The 14,666-nt window shown below is 62.4% G+C and carries 11 protein-coding genes; 5 read left to right on the top strand and 6 right to left on the bottom strand.

What is annotated here, in order from left to right; translation table 11 throughout:
• Positions 1-86 precede the first annotated feature (86 nt).
• Positions 87-398: a c-type cytochrome gene (locus tag KO539_RS05345; RefSeq protein ID WP_034747381.1), complete on the top strand. Its 312-nt coding sequence runs from the start codon at positions 87-89 to the stop codon at positions 396-398.
• A gap of 21 nt (positions 399-419) precedes the next feature.
• On the opposite strand, the gene KO539_RS05340 is transcribed toward KO539_RS05345, so the two are convergent.
• The gene (locus tag KO539_RS05340) at positions 420-1,421 is read right to left on the bottom strand and encodes an NAD-dependent epimerase/dehydratase family protein (protein WP_219307686.1); all 1,002 of its coding nucleotides are present in this window, start codon (positions 1,419-1,421) and stop codon (positions 420-422) included.
• Between the two features lie 108 nt (positions 1,422-1,529).
• On the opposite strand from KO539_RS05340, the gene KO539_RS05335 reads away from it, so the two are divergent.
• On the top strand, positions 1,530-2,432 hold the full coding sequence (locus tag KO539_RS05335; RefSeq protein WP_219307685.1) for a LysR family transcriptional regulator: 903 nt from the start codon (positions 1,530-1,532) through the stop codon (positions 2,430-2,432).
• Between the two features lie 91 nt (positions 2,433-2,523).
• On the opposite strand, the gene KO539_RS05330 is transcribed toward KO539_RS05335, so the two are convergent.
• The 5 genes from KO539_RS05330 to folD form a co-directional block, all read right to left on the bottom strand.
• Entirely contained in the window at positions 2,524-3,666 is a 1,143-nt protein-coding gene (locus KO539_RS05330; protein ID WP_219307684.1) for a branched-chain amino acid ABC transporter substrate-binding protein, read from the bottom strand.
• Positions 3,667-3,927: 261 nt separating this feature from the next.
• Positions 3,928-4,296 carry a hypothetical protein gene (locus tag KO539_RS05325; protein ID WP_219307683.1) on the bottom strand — a complete coding sequence of 123 codons (369 nt, stop codon included), beginning with the start codon at positions 4,294-4,296 and terminating at the stop codon, positions 3,928-3,930.
• The gene (locus KO539_RS05320; protein ID WP_219307682.1) at positions 4,293-4,718 is read right to left on the bottom strand and encodes a DNA polymerase III subunit chi; all 426 of its coding nucleotides are present in this window, start codon (positions 4,716-4,718) and stop codon (positions 4,293-4,295) included. The genes KO539_RS05325 and KO539_RS05320 overlap by 4 nt, the downstream gene beginning before the upstream one ends.
• A gap of 5 nt (positions 4,719-4,723) precedes the next feature.
• A complete protein-coding gene (locus tag KO539_RS05315; protein WP_374106338.1) occupies positions 4,724-6,808 on the bottom strand; it encodes a M3 family metallopeptidase in 2,085 nt (694 codons plus the stop codon).
• A 120-nt stretch (positions 6,809-6,928) separates the two neighbouring features.
• Positions 6,929-7,774 (bottom strand): bifunctional methylenetetrahydrofolate dehydrogenase/methenyltetrahydrofolate cyclohydrolase FolD, encoded by an 846-nt coding sequence (folD, locus tag KO539_RS05310; protein ID WP_219307681.1) that lies wholly within the window; start codon positions 7,772-7,774, stop codon positions 6,929-6,931.
• Positions 7,775-8,362: 588 nt separating this feature from the next.
• Between folD and aceE the strand changes: the two genes are divergently transcribed.
• The 3 genes from aceE (at position 8,363) to lpdA (ending at position 14,625) form a co-directional block, all read left to right on the top strand.
• A complete protein-coding gene (aceE, locus tag KO539_RS05305; RefSeq protein WP_099378038.1) occupies positions 8,363-11,059 on the top strand; it encodes a pyruvate dehydrogenase (acetyl-transferring), homodimeric type in 2,697 nt (898 codons plus the stop codon).
• A 94-nt stretch (positions 11,060-11,153) separates the two neighbouring features.
• Positions 11,154-12,827: a dihydrolipoyllysine-residue acetyltransferase gene (gene aceF / locus KO539_RS05300; RefSeq protein ID WP_219307680.1), complete on the top strand. Its 1,674-nt coding sequence runs from the start codon at positions 11,154-11,156 to the stop codon at positions 12,825-12,827.
• A 10-nt stretch (positions 12,828-12,837) separates the two neighbouring features.
• Positions 12,838-14,625, top strand: coding sequence for a dihydrolipoyl dehydrogenase (gene lpdA, locus KO539_RS05295; protein WP_219307679.1), 1,788 nt, complete (start codon positions 12,838-12,840; stop codon positions 14,623-14,625).
• Positions 14,626-14,666 lie beyond the last annotated feature (41 nt).

Raw genomic sequence — 14,666 nt, 5'->3', positions numbered from 1 at the left:
CTACATTGAAACGCTTGATCTGGGCTCGTGGTGCATCTGCGGAAACACAGTAAAATGCCGCAGGAAGTAACTTTGGAGAAAAGACAATGAAACGTTTTATGTTGGTGAGTGTATTGACCGTGTCGGCTCTGGCATCGCAAGCAGCGTTGGCCAATCCGGATCTGGCGAAAGCAAAGAACTGCATGGCTTGCCACGCGGTGAGCACGAAACTGGTGGGCCCTGCGTTCAAGGACGTGGCTGCCAAGTACGCTGGCCAGAAAGACGCTGAAAACAAGCTCGTGGCGAAAGTCATGAAGGGCGGTTCCGGCACCTGGGGCGCGATCCCGATGCCAGCGAACCCGCAAGTGAGCGATGCGGAAGCCCACACCCTGGTCAAATGGGTACTGGCACAGAAATAATCTGTGCCGCAGTATCTGCAATCAGCGCGCCGGCAAAGCCGGCGCATTTTTTTTGCCCGCCGCCTTTTGCAGATTGCCCATGCCCTGCAATGTCGCCCGCACGGCCTCGTCGAGCGGCGTATGCGGCTCCTGGCCCAGCACGGCCAGCAGCCGCGCATTCTCCATGGATAGAGGCGTTTGCCACAGATAGCGCATCTCGCGCATTTCGCGCAGGGTCGCCACGAATGGCGACGCCAGCGCCACCAGCCACCATGGAAAACGCCGGATGGCGGGCGCAGCTCCCGTTGCCTGTTCCACCACGCGGGCAATCGCCCGCGTCATTTGCCGGCCGTCGTGGTCCCAGTGGCCGGCCATGTGAAAGCGGGAGAACGGGGGCAAGGTAGCGCGCACGGCCAGCAATTGGACCATCGTGCGCGCCACGTCGGGCAGGTAGGACCACTGGTGGCCGATACCGGGCGCACCCGGATACAGCACGCTGCGCACGCTCTGGCCCGGTTTCACGAGACCCTGCGAAAACCAGTTATTGCCGGCACGGGGGCCGAAGAAGTCGCCCGCGCGCACGATGATGACCCTGGCGCCCTGCGTGGCGGCCCGTTCCAGCCGCGCTTCCAGTTCCACGCGGATAGCGCCCTTGCGCGTGAGCGGATGCTGCGGCGCGTCTTCCGTCAAGACTGGAAAGGCGTCGGGGCCGAAGTTGTACACGGTGCCAGGCAGCACGATGGTGGCGTTTTCGGTCATCGCCGCTGAAATCGTGTTGTCGAGCATGGGCAGCACTAGCTGGCCCCAGTGGCGGTAACCGGGCGGGTTGACGGCGTGCACGATGACGGCGCAGCCCTTGGCGGCCGCCAGCACGTCCGCGCGCGACAGGGCATCGCCGCGCAGCCATTCAATGCCGTCGCCGCGTGGCGATGGCAGCTCTCCCCGCGTCAGGGCGCGCACCTGCCAGCCCGCCGCCAATAGCTGGCGCACCATCTCGCCGCCGATGCCGCCCGTGGCGCCCAGTACCAATGCTATTTTGTCCATCGTGACCTCCGTGTGGTTGATGGTGCCAGTATCTGCCGCGCAGGGCTAATTGGGAATTGACGAACATCGACCACAGGCTATACATTTATGTATGACAAAGTTGATGCCATGAACCCATCCATCGCCTGGGAATACTACCGCTCGCTGCTGGCCGTGCTGAAGCACGGCTCGCTGTCTGGCGCGGCACGCGCGCTGGCCATCACGCAACCCACCGTCGGCCGGCATATCGCCGCGCTGGAGCAGGCGCTGGGCGCGACCCTGTTTACGCGCTCCCAACTGGGCTTGCTCCCGACGGAAGTGGCGCTGGCGCTGCGGCCCCATGCGGAAACCATGGAGCACACGGCGGCCCTGATGGAGCGCGCCGCCAGCAGCCAGGGGCAGGGCGTGGCCGGCGTCGTGCGCATCGCGGCCAGCGAAGTGGTGGGCGTGGAGGTGTTGCCACCGATCCTGGCCCGTTTGCGCGCGCGCCATCCGGGCCTGGTCATTGAATTGGTATTGAGCAACAAGGTGCAGGATTTGCTGCGCCGGGAAGCGGACATCGCCGTGCGCATGTTGCGGCCCCGCCAGGAGCAGCTGGTGGCGCGCAAGGTGGGCGAGATCGAACTGGGCCTGCATGCGCACGCGGATTACCTGGCGCGGCACGGCACGCCGCTGGCACTGGCCGACCTGGCGCGCCATGCCGTCATCGGCTACGACGAGGCGAGCCCCTTCGTGCGCAACGCGGGCGCGGCTTTCAAGGGATTTACGCGGGACAACTTTGCCTGGCGCAGCGACAGCGACCTGGCGCAACTGGCGCTGATACGGGCGGGCGCGGGCATCGGCGTATGCCAGGTGGGGCTGGCGGCGCGCGATCCGGCTCTGCGGCGCGTGTTGCCGCAAGCGTTTTCGCTACCGATGGAAACCTGGATCACCATGCATGAAGACTTGCGCGGCAGCCTGCGCTGCCGCGCCACCTTCGACGCGCTGGCCGAAGGTTTACTCGCTTACGTGGCCGGACAGCAAGAACCGTAGCGAGCGGATGTGAGTTGTGGCTGAGAAGCGCAGCTGTGCGAATGCACAGTGAGCATCGCAGGCCGCAAATCGCGCCGCGCAGTAGGTTCTATTATTTGACGACTTCCATTTTTGTCTTCTTGCCTTCACGATACGTAAAGAGCGTCAGCGCGCCATCCTTGATGTCGCCGTTGGCATCGAACGAGATCGGGCCCGTCACGCCCTGGTAGTGCACCTTGGCCAGGAATGGCAGGTAGACGGACGGTTTCGACGATTTGGCGTCGGCCATGGCGGTGGCCATGGTCATCACGGCATCGTAGACGTATGGCGCGTACAGCTGCACTTCCATGTTGTACTTTTGCTTGTAGCGGGCGCGGAAGTCGTCCATGCCTTTTTGGTGCGCGCCCGTCACGCCGCCCGCTTCCGCGCAGGTAACCATGTCTTCGCCCACGGCGTCGCCCGCCAGCTTGCCCAGCGGTTCCGTGCACAGGCCGTCGCCGCCCATGAACTTGGCCTTGATGCCCAGCGCCTTCATCTGGCGCAGCATGGGGCCGCCCACGGAATCCATGCCGCCAAAGAAGATCAGGTCGGGATTTTTCGACTTGATGCTGGTCAAAATGGCATTGAAGTCGGTCGCGTTGGCATTGGTAAATTCCTTGCCGACGATTTGCACGCCAGGCGCGGCCTTCTTGGCGCCCTTGACGAACTGTTCCGCCACGCCCTGGCCGTAGGCCGTGCGGTCATCGATGACGGCGATTTTCTTCGCTTGCAGCTTGCCCACGGCATACGCGCCCAAAGTTCCCCCCAGCTTGTTGTCATTGGCCACGACGCGGAAGGCCGTGTTGAATTTCTGCTGGGTGTACGTCGGGTTGGTGGCGGCCGGTGAAATCTGCGGAATGCCGGCATTGAAGTAAATGCGCGAGGCGGGAATCGTCGTGCCCGAGTTCAGGTGGCCGACGACGCCGTTGACCTTGGCATCGACCAGCTTTTGCGCCACGGCCGTGCCTTGCTTGGGATCGGCTGCGTCATCTTCGGGCACCAGCACGAATTTCACGGCTTTGCCGTCGATCTTGAAGCCTTTGGCGTTCAAATCCTCGATGGCCATCTTGGCCGCGTTCTCGTTATCCTTGCCCAGGTGGGAGCTGGCGCCAGAGACCGGGGCGACGTGGCCGATCTTGATGATTTCCTGCGCGCCCGCATGACCGGCAAAAGCGAGGGCGAGGGCGAGAGGAAGGACTTTGGTCTTGAGCAGCATAAACATTCTCCAATGGATAAAGATACGGCGGCGTCTCGTGAAAACCGCTTCGACAGGCGGTACGTGTGAAGAAAGGTACAACAAAAAACAGGCGGCGCAAAGCCGCATTTCGGGCTTTTTACATTTTGTCGCAACAATCACCAAAGTGAGGCGCGATGCACCGATTTCGCAGGCGCGAGCGCACCAAAGAATGGCGTTGGGAGGGAGAATAGAGTAGGTCGGGTTAGCGCGTAGCGCGTAACCCGACATTGCGCAGCATGCTCAGGCTTGCGCGGGAGGGTGCAGGTGACCCAACTCATGGCTGACAGCATGCGCCACGATCTGTTCCAGCGACTGCTGCAAGTCTTCGCGCAAAGCCCCCCGCATGCCGATCAGGGCGTTTTGCAGGGCCGTCTGCAGCACGTGGGCGATGCGCTCTTCCAGCAGATGGTCGATCTTGCCTTGCACCTGGTGCAGGATGCGCTGCGTCAGCCGCTGTTCGATGGCGTCCCAGTCGGGCTGGACTACGCTAGGCGGCAACGCCTGCGCTGTCTCGATAACAGGCTCTGCTGGCATGGAAGGAGATATCTCCGGCCCCAGCAGCACCTCCGTCAGCAGGGGGATGCCCTGGTCGAATGGCTGCTGGCTCATGTCTTCCCTGCCACGAAGTGGGTCGGCTGCACGTTTTGCTGGCGGTAGTGCAGGAAACGCTGGCGGCCCGCCTGCGCATCTTGCTCATCCATGGAAACGATCTCGAAGACGCGCTGGAACTGCGCGTAATTGGCCGGCGGCAGCTGCGACAGGTTGACGAGGATGTCGTGGTGCGGCAGCTCGGCCGCTGCGTCATCGGTCAGGATGATGGGCGTTTGCGCCGCCAGCGGGTCGCCGGCCAGCACGTGCGGCAGGAAATCCGTGGCGGAAATGGTCCACATGGCGCTGTTCAAGGCGTCGAGCTGGGCGCTGTCTTGCACCAGCACGACGATCTTGTTGCCAGCCATATAGGCCTTGCGCGCCAGGCGGCAGGCGTAGGCCAGCTTGTCCGGCACGTTGCTGTGAAAATCGACGCGGCTCATGGCGATCAAGCGGCCATGCCGCTGTGGCGCAGCAGGGCGTCGATCGACGGTTCGCGGCCGCGGAAGGCCGTGAACGATTCCAGCGCAGGGCGCGAGCCGCCGACGGACAGGATTTCTTGCAGGTAACGCTTGCCTGCTTGCTCGGTGGCGGCCGGCCCCAGCGCCTTGGCTTCCTCGAAAGCTGCATAGGCATCGGCGGACAGCACCTCGGCCCACTTGTAGCTGTAGTAGCCAGCGGCGTAGCCGCCGGCAAAGATATGCCCAAAGGCATTCTGGAAGCGGTTGAACGGGGGCGGGATGAGCAGCGAAAACTGGGCGCGCACGCCGTCGATCAGCTGCTGCACGCTCTGGCCCGTGCTGGCGTCGTAGTCATAGTGCAGATGCATGTCGAGCAGGGAGAACTCCACCTGGCGCAGGGTTTGCAGGCCGGACTGGAAATTCTTGGCGGCCAGCATCTTGTCGTACAGCGCGCGCGGCAGCGGTTCGCCCGTGACGGCATGCGCCGTCATGTGTTCGAGCACTTCCCATTCCCAGCAGAAGTTTTCCATGAATTGCGATGGCAGTTCCACGGCATCCCATTCGACGCCAGCGATGCCCGACACGCCCAGCTCGTCGACGACGGTGAGCATATGGTGCAGGCCGTGGCCGAATTCGTGGAACAGGGTGATGACTTCATCGTGCGTGAACAGGGCAGGCTGAGCCTTGCCGTCGACCACGGCCGGCTCCGTGAAATTGCAGGTCAGGTAGGCGATCGGCGTTTGCACGTGCTGTGCGTCGGCACGGCGGCCGCGCGCGTCATCCATCCAGGCGCCGCCGCTCTTGCCAGCGCGCGCATACAGGTCCAGGTAGAACTGGCCTACCAGCTTGCCGTCGCGTTCGATGCGGTAGAAGCGCACGTCCTTGTGCCAGACGGGCGCCGTATCGGGCTTGATCTCGACGTTGAACAGGTTCTGGATCTGGCGGAACAGGCCGTCGATCACCTTGTGTTCAGGGAAATATTGTTTGACTTCCTGGGCCGAGAACGCATAGCGGCGTTCCTGCAGCTTTTCGGAAGCATAGGGCACGTCCCACGCCTGCAGCTCGTTGATGCCCAGTTCTTCGCGGGCGAATTGTTTCAGTTCTGCCAGATCTTTCTCGGCGAACGGACGCGCGCGTTTGGCCAGGTCTTCCAGGAAGGCGATGACTTGCGCGGGCGAGGTGGCCATTTTGGAGACCAGCGACACTTCGGCGAAATTGGCGTAGCCCAGCAGTTTTGCCTCTTCGTCGCGTAATTGCAACAAGGTGACGATATTCTGGGTATTGTCCCACTCTTCTTTCTTGCTGAAGACGTCGCCCTGGTCCGACGCCTTGGTGGCGTTGGCGCGGTAGATGGTTTCGCGCAGGGCGCGATTGTCGGCAAATTGCAGGATCGGGTAGTAGGATGGGAAGTGCAGCGAGAATTCGTACCCTTGCTTGCCTGCCTTTTCGGCGGCGGCGCGCGCGGCGGCCTTCACGTCGTCAGGCAGGCCGGCCAGGTCGGCTTCGCTATCGACCAGCAATTTATAGTCATTGGTGGCGTCAAGCACGTTTTCGGAAAAACGCGTCGAGACGGCCGCGTGTTCTTCCTGGATGGCGCCAAAGCGCTCTTTCTTGTCCTCGGGCAACTCGGCGCCACCGAGGCGGAAGTCGCGCACGGCATTGTCGACGATGCGACGGCGCGCCGGCGACAGGCTGGCGAAATCGGCGCGTGCCTGCAATTGCTTGTATTTGCCGAAGAGGATTTCGTTCTGGCCCAGTTCGGTCCAGAATTCCGTCACCTTGGGCTGGTTCGCATTGTAGGCGGCGCGCAGCTCGGGCGTATCGACCACGCTATTCAAGTGGTTGACGATGCTCCAGGCGCGGCCCAGGGTTTCGGCGATCTGGTCCTGGGGCGCGACGAAGTTTTCCCAGCTCACTTCTTCCATGGGCGCTTCCAGCTGCGCCACCGTGGCGCGCGCCTGGGCCAGGAGGGTATCGATGGCAGGCGTGACATGCTCGTGCGTAATCGCGTCGAAACGTGGCAGGCCGGAAAAATCAAGCAGGGGATTGGTGTTCATCGTCGGTTCGTCCATTCTGTCTTCATATATGGAGCGCCTGAAAAACGTTCAGGGCAAGGCGCGGTGCCGAAGGCAGTACGAATAGTACGGCGAGGCACTGCAACGCAGCCATGGACGTTTTCTCAGGTGCTCCTTTTAAATGCGCTCGGCGGCTTCGACCGTGTTCATCAACAACATAGTGATCGTCATCGGACCCACGCCACCCGGTACGGGGGTGATGTGGGAGGCGACTTCTTTCACGCCAGCAAAATCCACGTCGCCGCACAGCTTGCCTTCATCGTCGCGGTTCATGCCCACGTCGATGACGATGGCGCCCGGCTTGACCATGTCGGCCGTCAGGGTGTTGCGGCGGCCGACGGCGGCCACGACCACATCCGCCTGGCGCGTGTACAGGCCCAGGTCCGGGGTCGCGCTATGGCAGATGGTGACGGTAGCGTTCGCTTGCAAGAGCAGCAGGGCCATCGGCTTGCCGACGGTGTTGCTGCGGCCGATGACAACGGCGTGCTTGCCGCGCAAGTCCATGCCCGTGCTTTCGATCAGTTTCATGCAGCCATACGGCGTGCACGGGCGGAAGCCGGGCAAGCCCGTCATTAGTTCGCCGGCGCTCAGGACGGAATAGCCATCCACGTCTTTCGTCGTGGCGATCGCTTCGATGACCTTGTGCGGGTTGATGTGCTTGGGCAAGGGCATTTGCACGAGGATGCCGTGGATGGCGGGATCCGCGTTCAGGCTGGCGATGCGTGCCAGCAAGTCCGCTTCGGACAGGTCCGCTTCATATTTTTCCAGCACCGAGTGGAAACCCACGTCGCCGCACGCCTTGACCTTGTTGCGGACATATACCTGGCTGGCCGGGTCTTCGCCGACGAGAATCACGGCCAGGCCGGGCTGGGTGCCCTTGGCCGTGAGGGCGGCGGCGCGCGTGGCGATCTCGCTGCGCAGTTGTTGGGAGAGGGCGATTCCGTCGATCAGTTGTGCTGGCATGGTAGGGAGGCTGTGTGGGAGGGAAAAGACAGATTATAAAGCCGGGCGGTGCAAAGGGGCGGTTTTGGCGTAACAACAGCGGGCCGGAGACGCGGGCCTGAGAAAATGCCGATGGCGGCGTTGCAGCTCCTTGCCGTACTGGCGTACTGTCTGTGTCGCCGCGCCTTGCCCTCGACATTTTTCAGGCCCGCCTGGCCCGGCATAAAAGCGGGCCGGAGACGCGAGCCTGAGAAAATGCCGATGGCGGCGTTGCAGCTCCTTGCCGTACTGGCGTACTGTCTGCGTCGCTGCGCCTTGCCCTCGACATTTTTCAGGCCCGCTTGGCCCGAAGCGCCTGGGCGGGCGACCGGGGTGTACATTCGTTTTGCTGCGTGCACATTCTAATTTCCGAACAGAATTTGCGGCAGTGCAGCATAAATTTCATAGGGTAATTTCATAATATGAAATGCTATATCGTAATTTGAAAAATAGTAAATACGCTGTTAGAATCCCCACACTAAACCGACTTAATAGTAAATAATCAGCGAAATACCGTCCGACAGCGATCCGGAAAATCGGGGTGGGGCGTTCACAAAGGAGACTCAACAGATGTCAGCTCAACTGAACCAGGTAACGACACAGATCGGCACCGACCCGGATATGCAGGAAACCAAGGAGTGGCTGGACGCGCTCGAAGCCGTTCTGGAAAATGAAGGTCCGGAACGCGCGCATTACCTGATGGAGCGCATGGTTGACCTGGCCCGCCGTCGCGGCGCCCAGATCCCGTTCTCCAGCACCACCGCCTACGTCAATACCATCCCCACCAAGCAAGAAGCACACTGTCCCGGCAACCTGGAGTACGAAGAGCGCCTGCGCTCGTGGATGCGCTGGAACGCCATGGCCATGGTCGTCAAGGCCAACCGCGCCGACGGCGATCTGGGCGGCCACTTGTCCTCGTTCGCATCGCTGGCGAACATGCTGGGCATCGGTTTCAACCACTTCTGGCACGCGCCAACGGCCGACCACGGCGGCGACCTGCTGTACATCCAGGGCCACTCCTCGCCCGGCGTCTACGCGCGCGCCTTCCTCGAAGGCCGTTTGAGCGAAGAGCAAATGCTGAACTTCCGCAAGGAAGTCGACGGCAAGGGCCTGTCCTCGTACCCGCATCCAAAGCTGATGCCTGACTTCTGGCAGTTCCCGACCGTGTCGATGGGCCTGGGCCCGCACATGGCGATCTACCAGGCGCGCTTCCTGAAGTACCTGCACGCACGCGGCATCGCGAAAACCGACAACCGCAAGATCTGGGCCTTCTGCGGCGATGGCGAGATGGACGAGCCGGAATCCCTGGGCGCGATCGGTCTGGCCGCACGCGACATGCTCGACAACCTGGTCATCGTGGTCAACTGCAACCTGCAGCGCCTGGACGGCCCGGTGCGCGGCAACACCAAGATCATCCAGGAACTGGAAGGCGAATTCCGCGGCGCCGGCTGGAACGTCGTCAAGGTCATCTGGGGGCCGGGCTGGGACGCCCTGCTGGCGCAAGACAAGGAAGGCATCCTGCAGCGCGTCATGATGGAAACCGTCGATGGCGAATACCAGAACTACAAGGCCAAGGATGGCGCCTACGTGCGCAAGCACTTCTTCGGCAAGCATCCGAAGCTGCTGGAAATGGTTGCCAACATGACGGACGACGACATCTGGCGCCTGACCCGTGGCGGCCACGATCCGCACAAGATCTACGCGGCATTCAAGATCGCCCAGGAGCACAAGGGCCAGCCTACCGTCCTGCTGGTGAAAACCATCAAGGGCTACGGCATGGGCAAGTCGGGCGAAGCGCGCAACACGGCGCACCAGACGAAAAAACTCGACGACGAAGCCATCCGCGAAATGCGCGACCGCTTCTCGCTGCCTATCCCTGACGACAAGCTGGCCGACATCCCGTTCTTCAAGCCAGCCGACGACGCGCCGGAAATGGTCTACCTGCACGAGCGCCGCAAGGCCCTCGGTGGCTACCTGCCGCAGCGCCGCCAGAAGTCGGAAGAAACCCTGCCGGTGCCTGGCCTGGACGCCTTTAAAAACGTGCTCGAAGCGACGCCTGAAGGCCGTGAAATCTCGACCACGCAAGCGTTCGTGCGTGTGATCTCGACCCTGCTGAAAGACCCGAACCTGGGCCAGCGCGTCGTGCCTATCCTGGTCGATGAATCGCGTACCTTCGGCATGGAAGGCCTGTTCCGCCAGATCGGCATCTACAACCCGAAAGGCCAGTTGTACGAGCCGGTCGACAAAGACCAGGTCATGTACTACCGCGAAGACAAGGCTGGCCAGATCCTGCAAGAGGGCATCAACGAAGCGGGCGGCATGAGCTCGTGGATCGCCGCGGCGACGTCGTACTCGACCAACGACCGCATCATGATCCCGTTCTACACCTTCTACTCGATGTTCGGCTTCCAGCGCATCGGCGACCAGGTATGGGCTTCGGCCGACATGCGCGCCCGTGGCTTCCTGATGGGCGGCACGGCTGGCCGTACGACCCTGAACGGCGAAGGCTTGCAGCACGAAGATGGCCACAGCCATATCTTCGCCGCGACCATCCCGACCTGCATGCCGTACGATCCGACCTTCAGCCATGAAGTCGCCGTCATCATCCAGGACGGCCTGCGCCGCATGATCGCCAACCAGGAAGATGTGTTCTACTACATCACGATCATGAACGAGAACTACGCCCAGCCAGGCATCAAGCCAGGCCAGGAAGAAGGCATCCTGAAAGGCATGTACAAGCTGCAGGAAGGCCAGGCTGACGCCAAGCTGCGCGTACAGCTGATCGGTTGCGGCACCATCTTGCGCGAATCGATCTTCGCCGCCGAACTGTTGCAAAACGACTGGGGCGTGGCCGCGGACGTGTGGTCGGCGCCGTCGCTGACCCTGGTGGCCCGCGATGGCCAGGATGCGGAACGCTGGAACATGGTCAACCCGTCGAAAGAGCAGCGCGTGCCTTACGTGACGTCGCTGATGCAGGACACGGACGGCCCGATCGTCGCCACGACCGACTACATGCGCGCGTTTGCAGAACAGATCCGCGCCTTCATGCCGAAGGGCCGCACTTATAAAGTGCTCGGTACCGATGGCTTTGGCCGCTCGGACAGCCGCGCCAAGCTGCGCGAGTTCTTCGAAGTGAACCGTTATTATGTCACCGTGGCCGCGCTCAAATCGCTGGCTGACGAAGGCAAGATCGACGTGTCGGTGGTGGAGCAGGCGATTGCCAAGTACGGCATCGACGCGAACAAACCGAATCCGGTGACCCAGTAATCGTTGTGCGGACCCGATGATGCCAGGGCGGTGCGAAAGTGCCGCCCTGGCGTGTGTGCGGGTCCATCTGACAAATAAAATAACGGAGCAAGCTATGAGCATTGTGGAAGTCAAAGTCCCGGATATCGGCGATTTCAAGGAAGTCGAGATCATTGAACTGATGGTCAAGCCAGGCGATACGGTCAAGGTTGACCAGTCCCTGATCACGGTCGAATCGGACAAGGCCAGCATGGAAATTCCATCGAGCCACGCCGGTGTCGTCAAGGAATTGAAAGTCAACGTGGGCGACAAGATCGCCGAAGGTTCGCTGGTCCTGCTGCTGGAAGTGGCGGACGACGCGTCGGTCCCGGTATCTGCGCCTGCGCCTGCCGCTGCCGCCCCTGCACCGGCTGCTGAAGCCGCACCTGCCGCCGCTCCTGCCGCCGCGCCAGCACCTGCCGCCCCATCCGGCGCGCCAGCGCTGGTCGAAGTGACCGTACCTGATATCGGCGACTTCAAGGAAGTCGAAGTCATCGAACTGATGGTCAAGGTCGGCGACAGCATCAAGGTCGACCAGTCGCTGCTGACGGTCGAATCGGACAAGGCCAGCATGGAAATCCCATCGAGCCATGCCGGTATCGTCAAGGAATTGAAAGTCAAGGTCGGCGACAAGGTTGCCAAGGGTTCGCTGGTGCTGGTCGTGGAAACGACGGGTGGCGCTGCTGCTCCTGCAGCCGCTGCTGCACCAGCGCAAGCCGCCGCCGCACCAGCCGCCGCCGTCGCTTCGGCGCCCGTGCCTGCCGCAGCACCTGCTGCTGCCCCGGCCCCTGCTGCCGCACCTGCCGCCAACGGCAAGCTGGCGCACGCGTCGCCATCGATCCGCAAGTTCGCGCGCGAACTGGGCGTGGACCTGACCCGCGTGGGCGGTTCCGGTCCGAAAGGCCGCATCACCCAGGAAGACGTGCAGAACTTCGTCAAGGGCGTGATGTCGGGCGCTGTCGCCGCGCCAAATTCGCCGGTCGCCAAAGGCGGTTCGGGCGTGGGCCTGGATCTGCTGCCATGGCCGTCGCTGGACTTCAGCAAATTCGGCACGACCGAATTGCTGCCGCTGTCGCGCATCAAGAAAATCTCGGGCCCGAATTTGCATCGCAACTGGGTCATGATCCCGCACGTCACGCAGTTCGACGAAGCGGACGTGACGGACCTGGAAGCGTTCCGCGTCGACACCAACGCGGCCAATGCGAAGAACAAGGATGCGGCCAAGCTGACCATGCTGGCATTCGTCATCAAGGCCTCGGTTGCCGCGCTGAAGAAATTCCCCGCGTTTAACGCGTCGCTCGACGCCAAGGGCGAGAACCTGATCCTCAAGCAGTACTACAACATCGGCTTCGCGGCCGACACGCCGAATGGCCTGGTGGTCCCGGTGATCAAGGGCGCGGACCAGAAGTCGGTGTCGCAGATCGCCCGCGAAATGACGGAACTCTCCTTGCAGGCGCGCGAAGGCAAGCTGAAACCGGCCGACATGCAGGGCGCCAGCTTCACGATTTCGTCCCTGGGCGGCATCGGTGGCACGCACTTCACGCCTATCGTCAATGCGCCGGAAGTCGCGATCCTGGGCCTGTCGAAAGCCTCGATCAAGCCGGTATGGGATGGCAAGGCCTTCCAGCCACGTCTGATGATGGGCACCTCGCTGTCCTACGACCACCGCGTGGTCGATGGCGCGATGGGCGCGCGATTCTCCGTGTACCTCGGCGAAGTCCTGGCCGACATGCGCAAAATTCTGCTGTAAGGAGCGATTGATGAGCACAGTAGAGGTAAAAGTACCGAATATCGGCGACTTCAAGGAAGTCGAAGTCATCGAACTGATGGTCAAGGTCGGCGACACCATCAAGGTGGACCAGTCCCTGATCACGGTCGAATCGGACAAGGCCAGCATGGAGATTCCGTCGACCCATGCGGGCGTTGTCAAGGAGTTGAAAGTCAAGGTCGGCGACAAGATCGCCGAAGGCAGCGCGCTGCTGGTGGTGGAAGCGCTTGACGGCGCTGCTGCTCCCGCAGCCGCACCGGCGGCCGCTGCTGCGCCTGCGGCGGCACCGGCTCCTGCAGCGGCGGCACCAGCTGCTGCCGTTGCCGCCATCCCGGCCGGCAATTACAGCGGCCAGGTCGACATCGACGTCGACATGATGGTGCTGGGCGGCGGTCCTGGCGGCTATTCGGCGGCGTTCCGCGCGGCCGACCTGGGCATGTCGACGGTCATCGTCGAGCGCTATGCGACCCTGGGCGGCGTGTGCCTGAACGTGGGCTGCATCCCGTCGAAGGCGCTGCTGCACGTCGCCTCCGTCATCGATGAAACGGCGCACATGTCCAACACGGGCGTGACGTTTGCCAAGCCGACCATCGACATCGACCAGGTACGCAAGTACAAGGAAGGCGTGATCTCGAACATGACGGGCGGTCTGGCCGGCATGGCCAAGGCGCGCAAGACGCAAGTGGTCACGGGCGTGGGCCAGTTCCTCTCCGCGAACCACATCGAAGTGACGGCAGGCGACGGCTCGAAAAAAGTCGTGCAGTTCAAGCAAGCCATCATCGCGGCCGGTTCGTCCGTGGTGAAGCTGCCATTCGTGCCGGAAGACCCGCGCATCGTCGATTCGACGGGTGCGCTGGAATTGCGCCAGATCCCGAAACGCATGCTGGTCATCGGCGGCGGCATCATCGGCCTGGAAATGGCGACCGTCTATTCCACGTTCGGTGCGCGCATCGACGTGGTCGAAATGATGGATGGCCTGATGCAGGGCGCGGACCGCGACGCCGTCAAGGTGTGGCAGAAGTTCAACGAGAAGCGCTTCGACAACATCATGACCAAGACCAAGACGGTGGCCGTCGAGGCTCTGCCGGAAGGCATCAAGGTCACGTTTGAAGCTGCCGAAGCAGGTGCCACGGCACCGGCGCCACAGATCTACGATCTGGTATTGGTGGCCGTGGGCCGCAGCCCGAACGGCAAGAAGCTGGCCGCCGACAAGGCTGGCGTGCAAGTGACGGATCGCGGTTTCATCAACGTCGACAGCCAGATGCGCACCAACGTGCCAAACATCTTCGCCATCGGCGATCTGGTCGGCCAGCCGATGCTGGCGCACAAGGCCGTGCATGAAGCCCACGTGGCAGCCGAAGCGGCATCCGGCCAGAAGTCGCACTTCGACGTCAAGGTGATTCCATCGGTCGCCTACACGGATCCGGAAGTGGCATGGGCCGGCATCACGGAAGACGAAGCGAAAGCCAAGGGCATCAAGGTCGAGAAGGGCCACTTCCCTTGGGCAGCTTCCGGCCGCGCCGTGGCCAATGGCCGCGCCGAAGGTTTTACGAAACTGCTGTTCGATGCGGAAACGCACCGCATCATCGGCGGCACCATCGTCGGCACGCATGCGGGCGACATGATCGGCGAAATCGCGCTGGCCATCGAAATGGGCTGCGACGGCACCGACATCGGCAAGACCATCCACCCGCACCCGACCCTGGGCGAGTCGATCGGCATGGCCGCTGAAGTGTACGAAGGCGTGTGCACGGACTTGCCGCCACCGCGCAAGCGCTGATGTTGTAGCGCTGTGTCGTAACACTAAAAACCCCGCAAGCG

It is taken from the genome of Janthinobacterium sp. NKUCC06_STL, assembly GCF_019345455.1.
GTDB lineage: Bacteria > Pseudomonadota > Gammaproteobacteria > Burkholderiales > Burkholderiaceae_D > Janthinobacterium > Janthinobacterium rivuli.
Note: the sequence above shows the minus strand (reverse complement) of the source record. Positions and strands in the feature narration are given on the sequence as shown.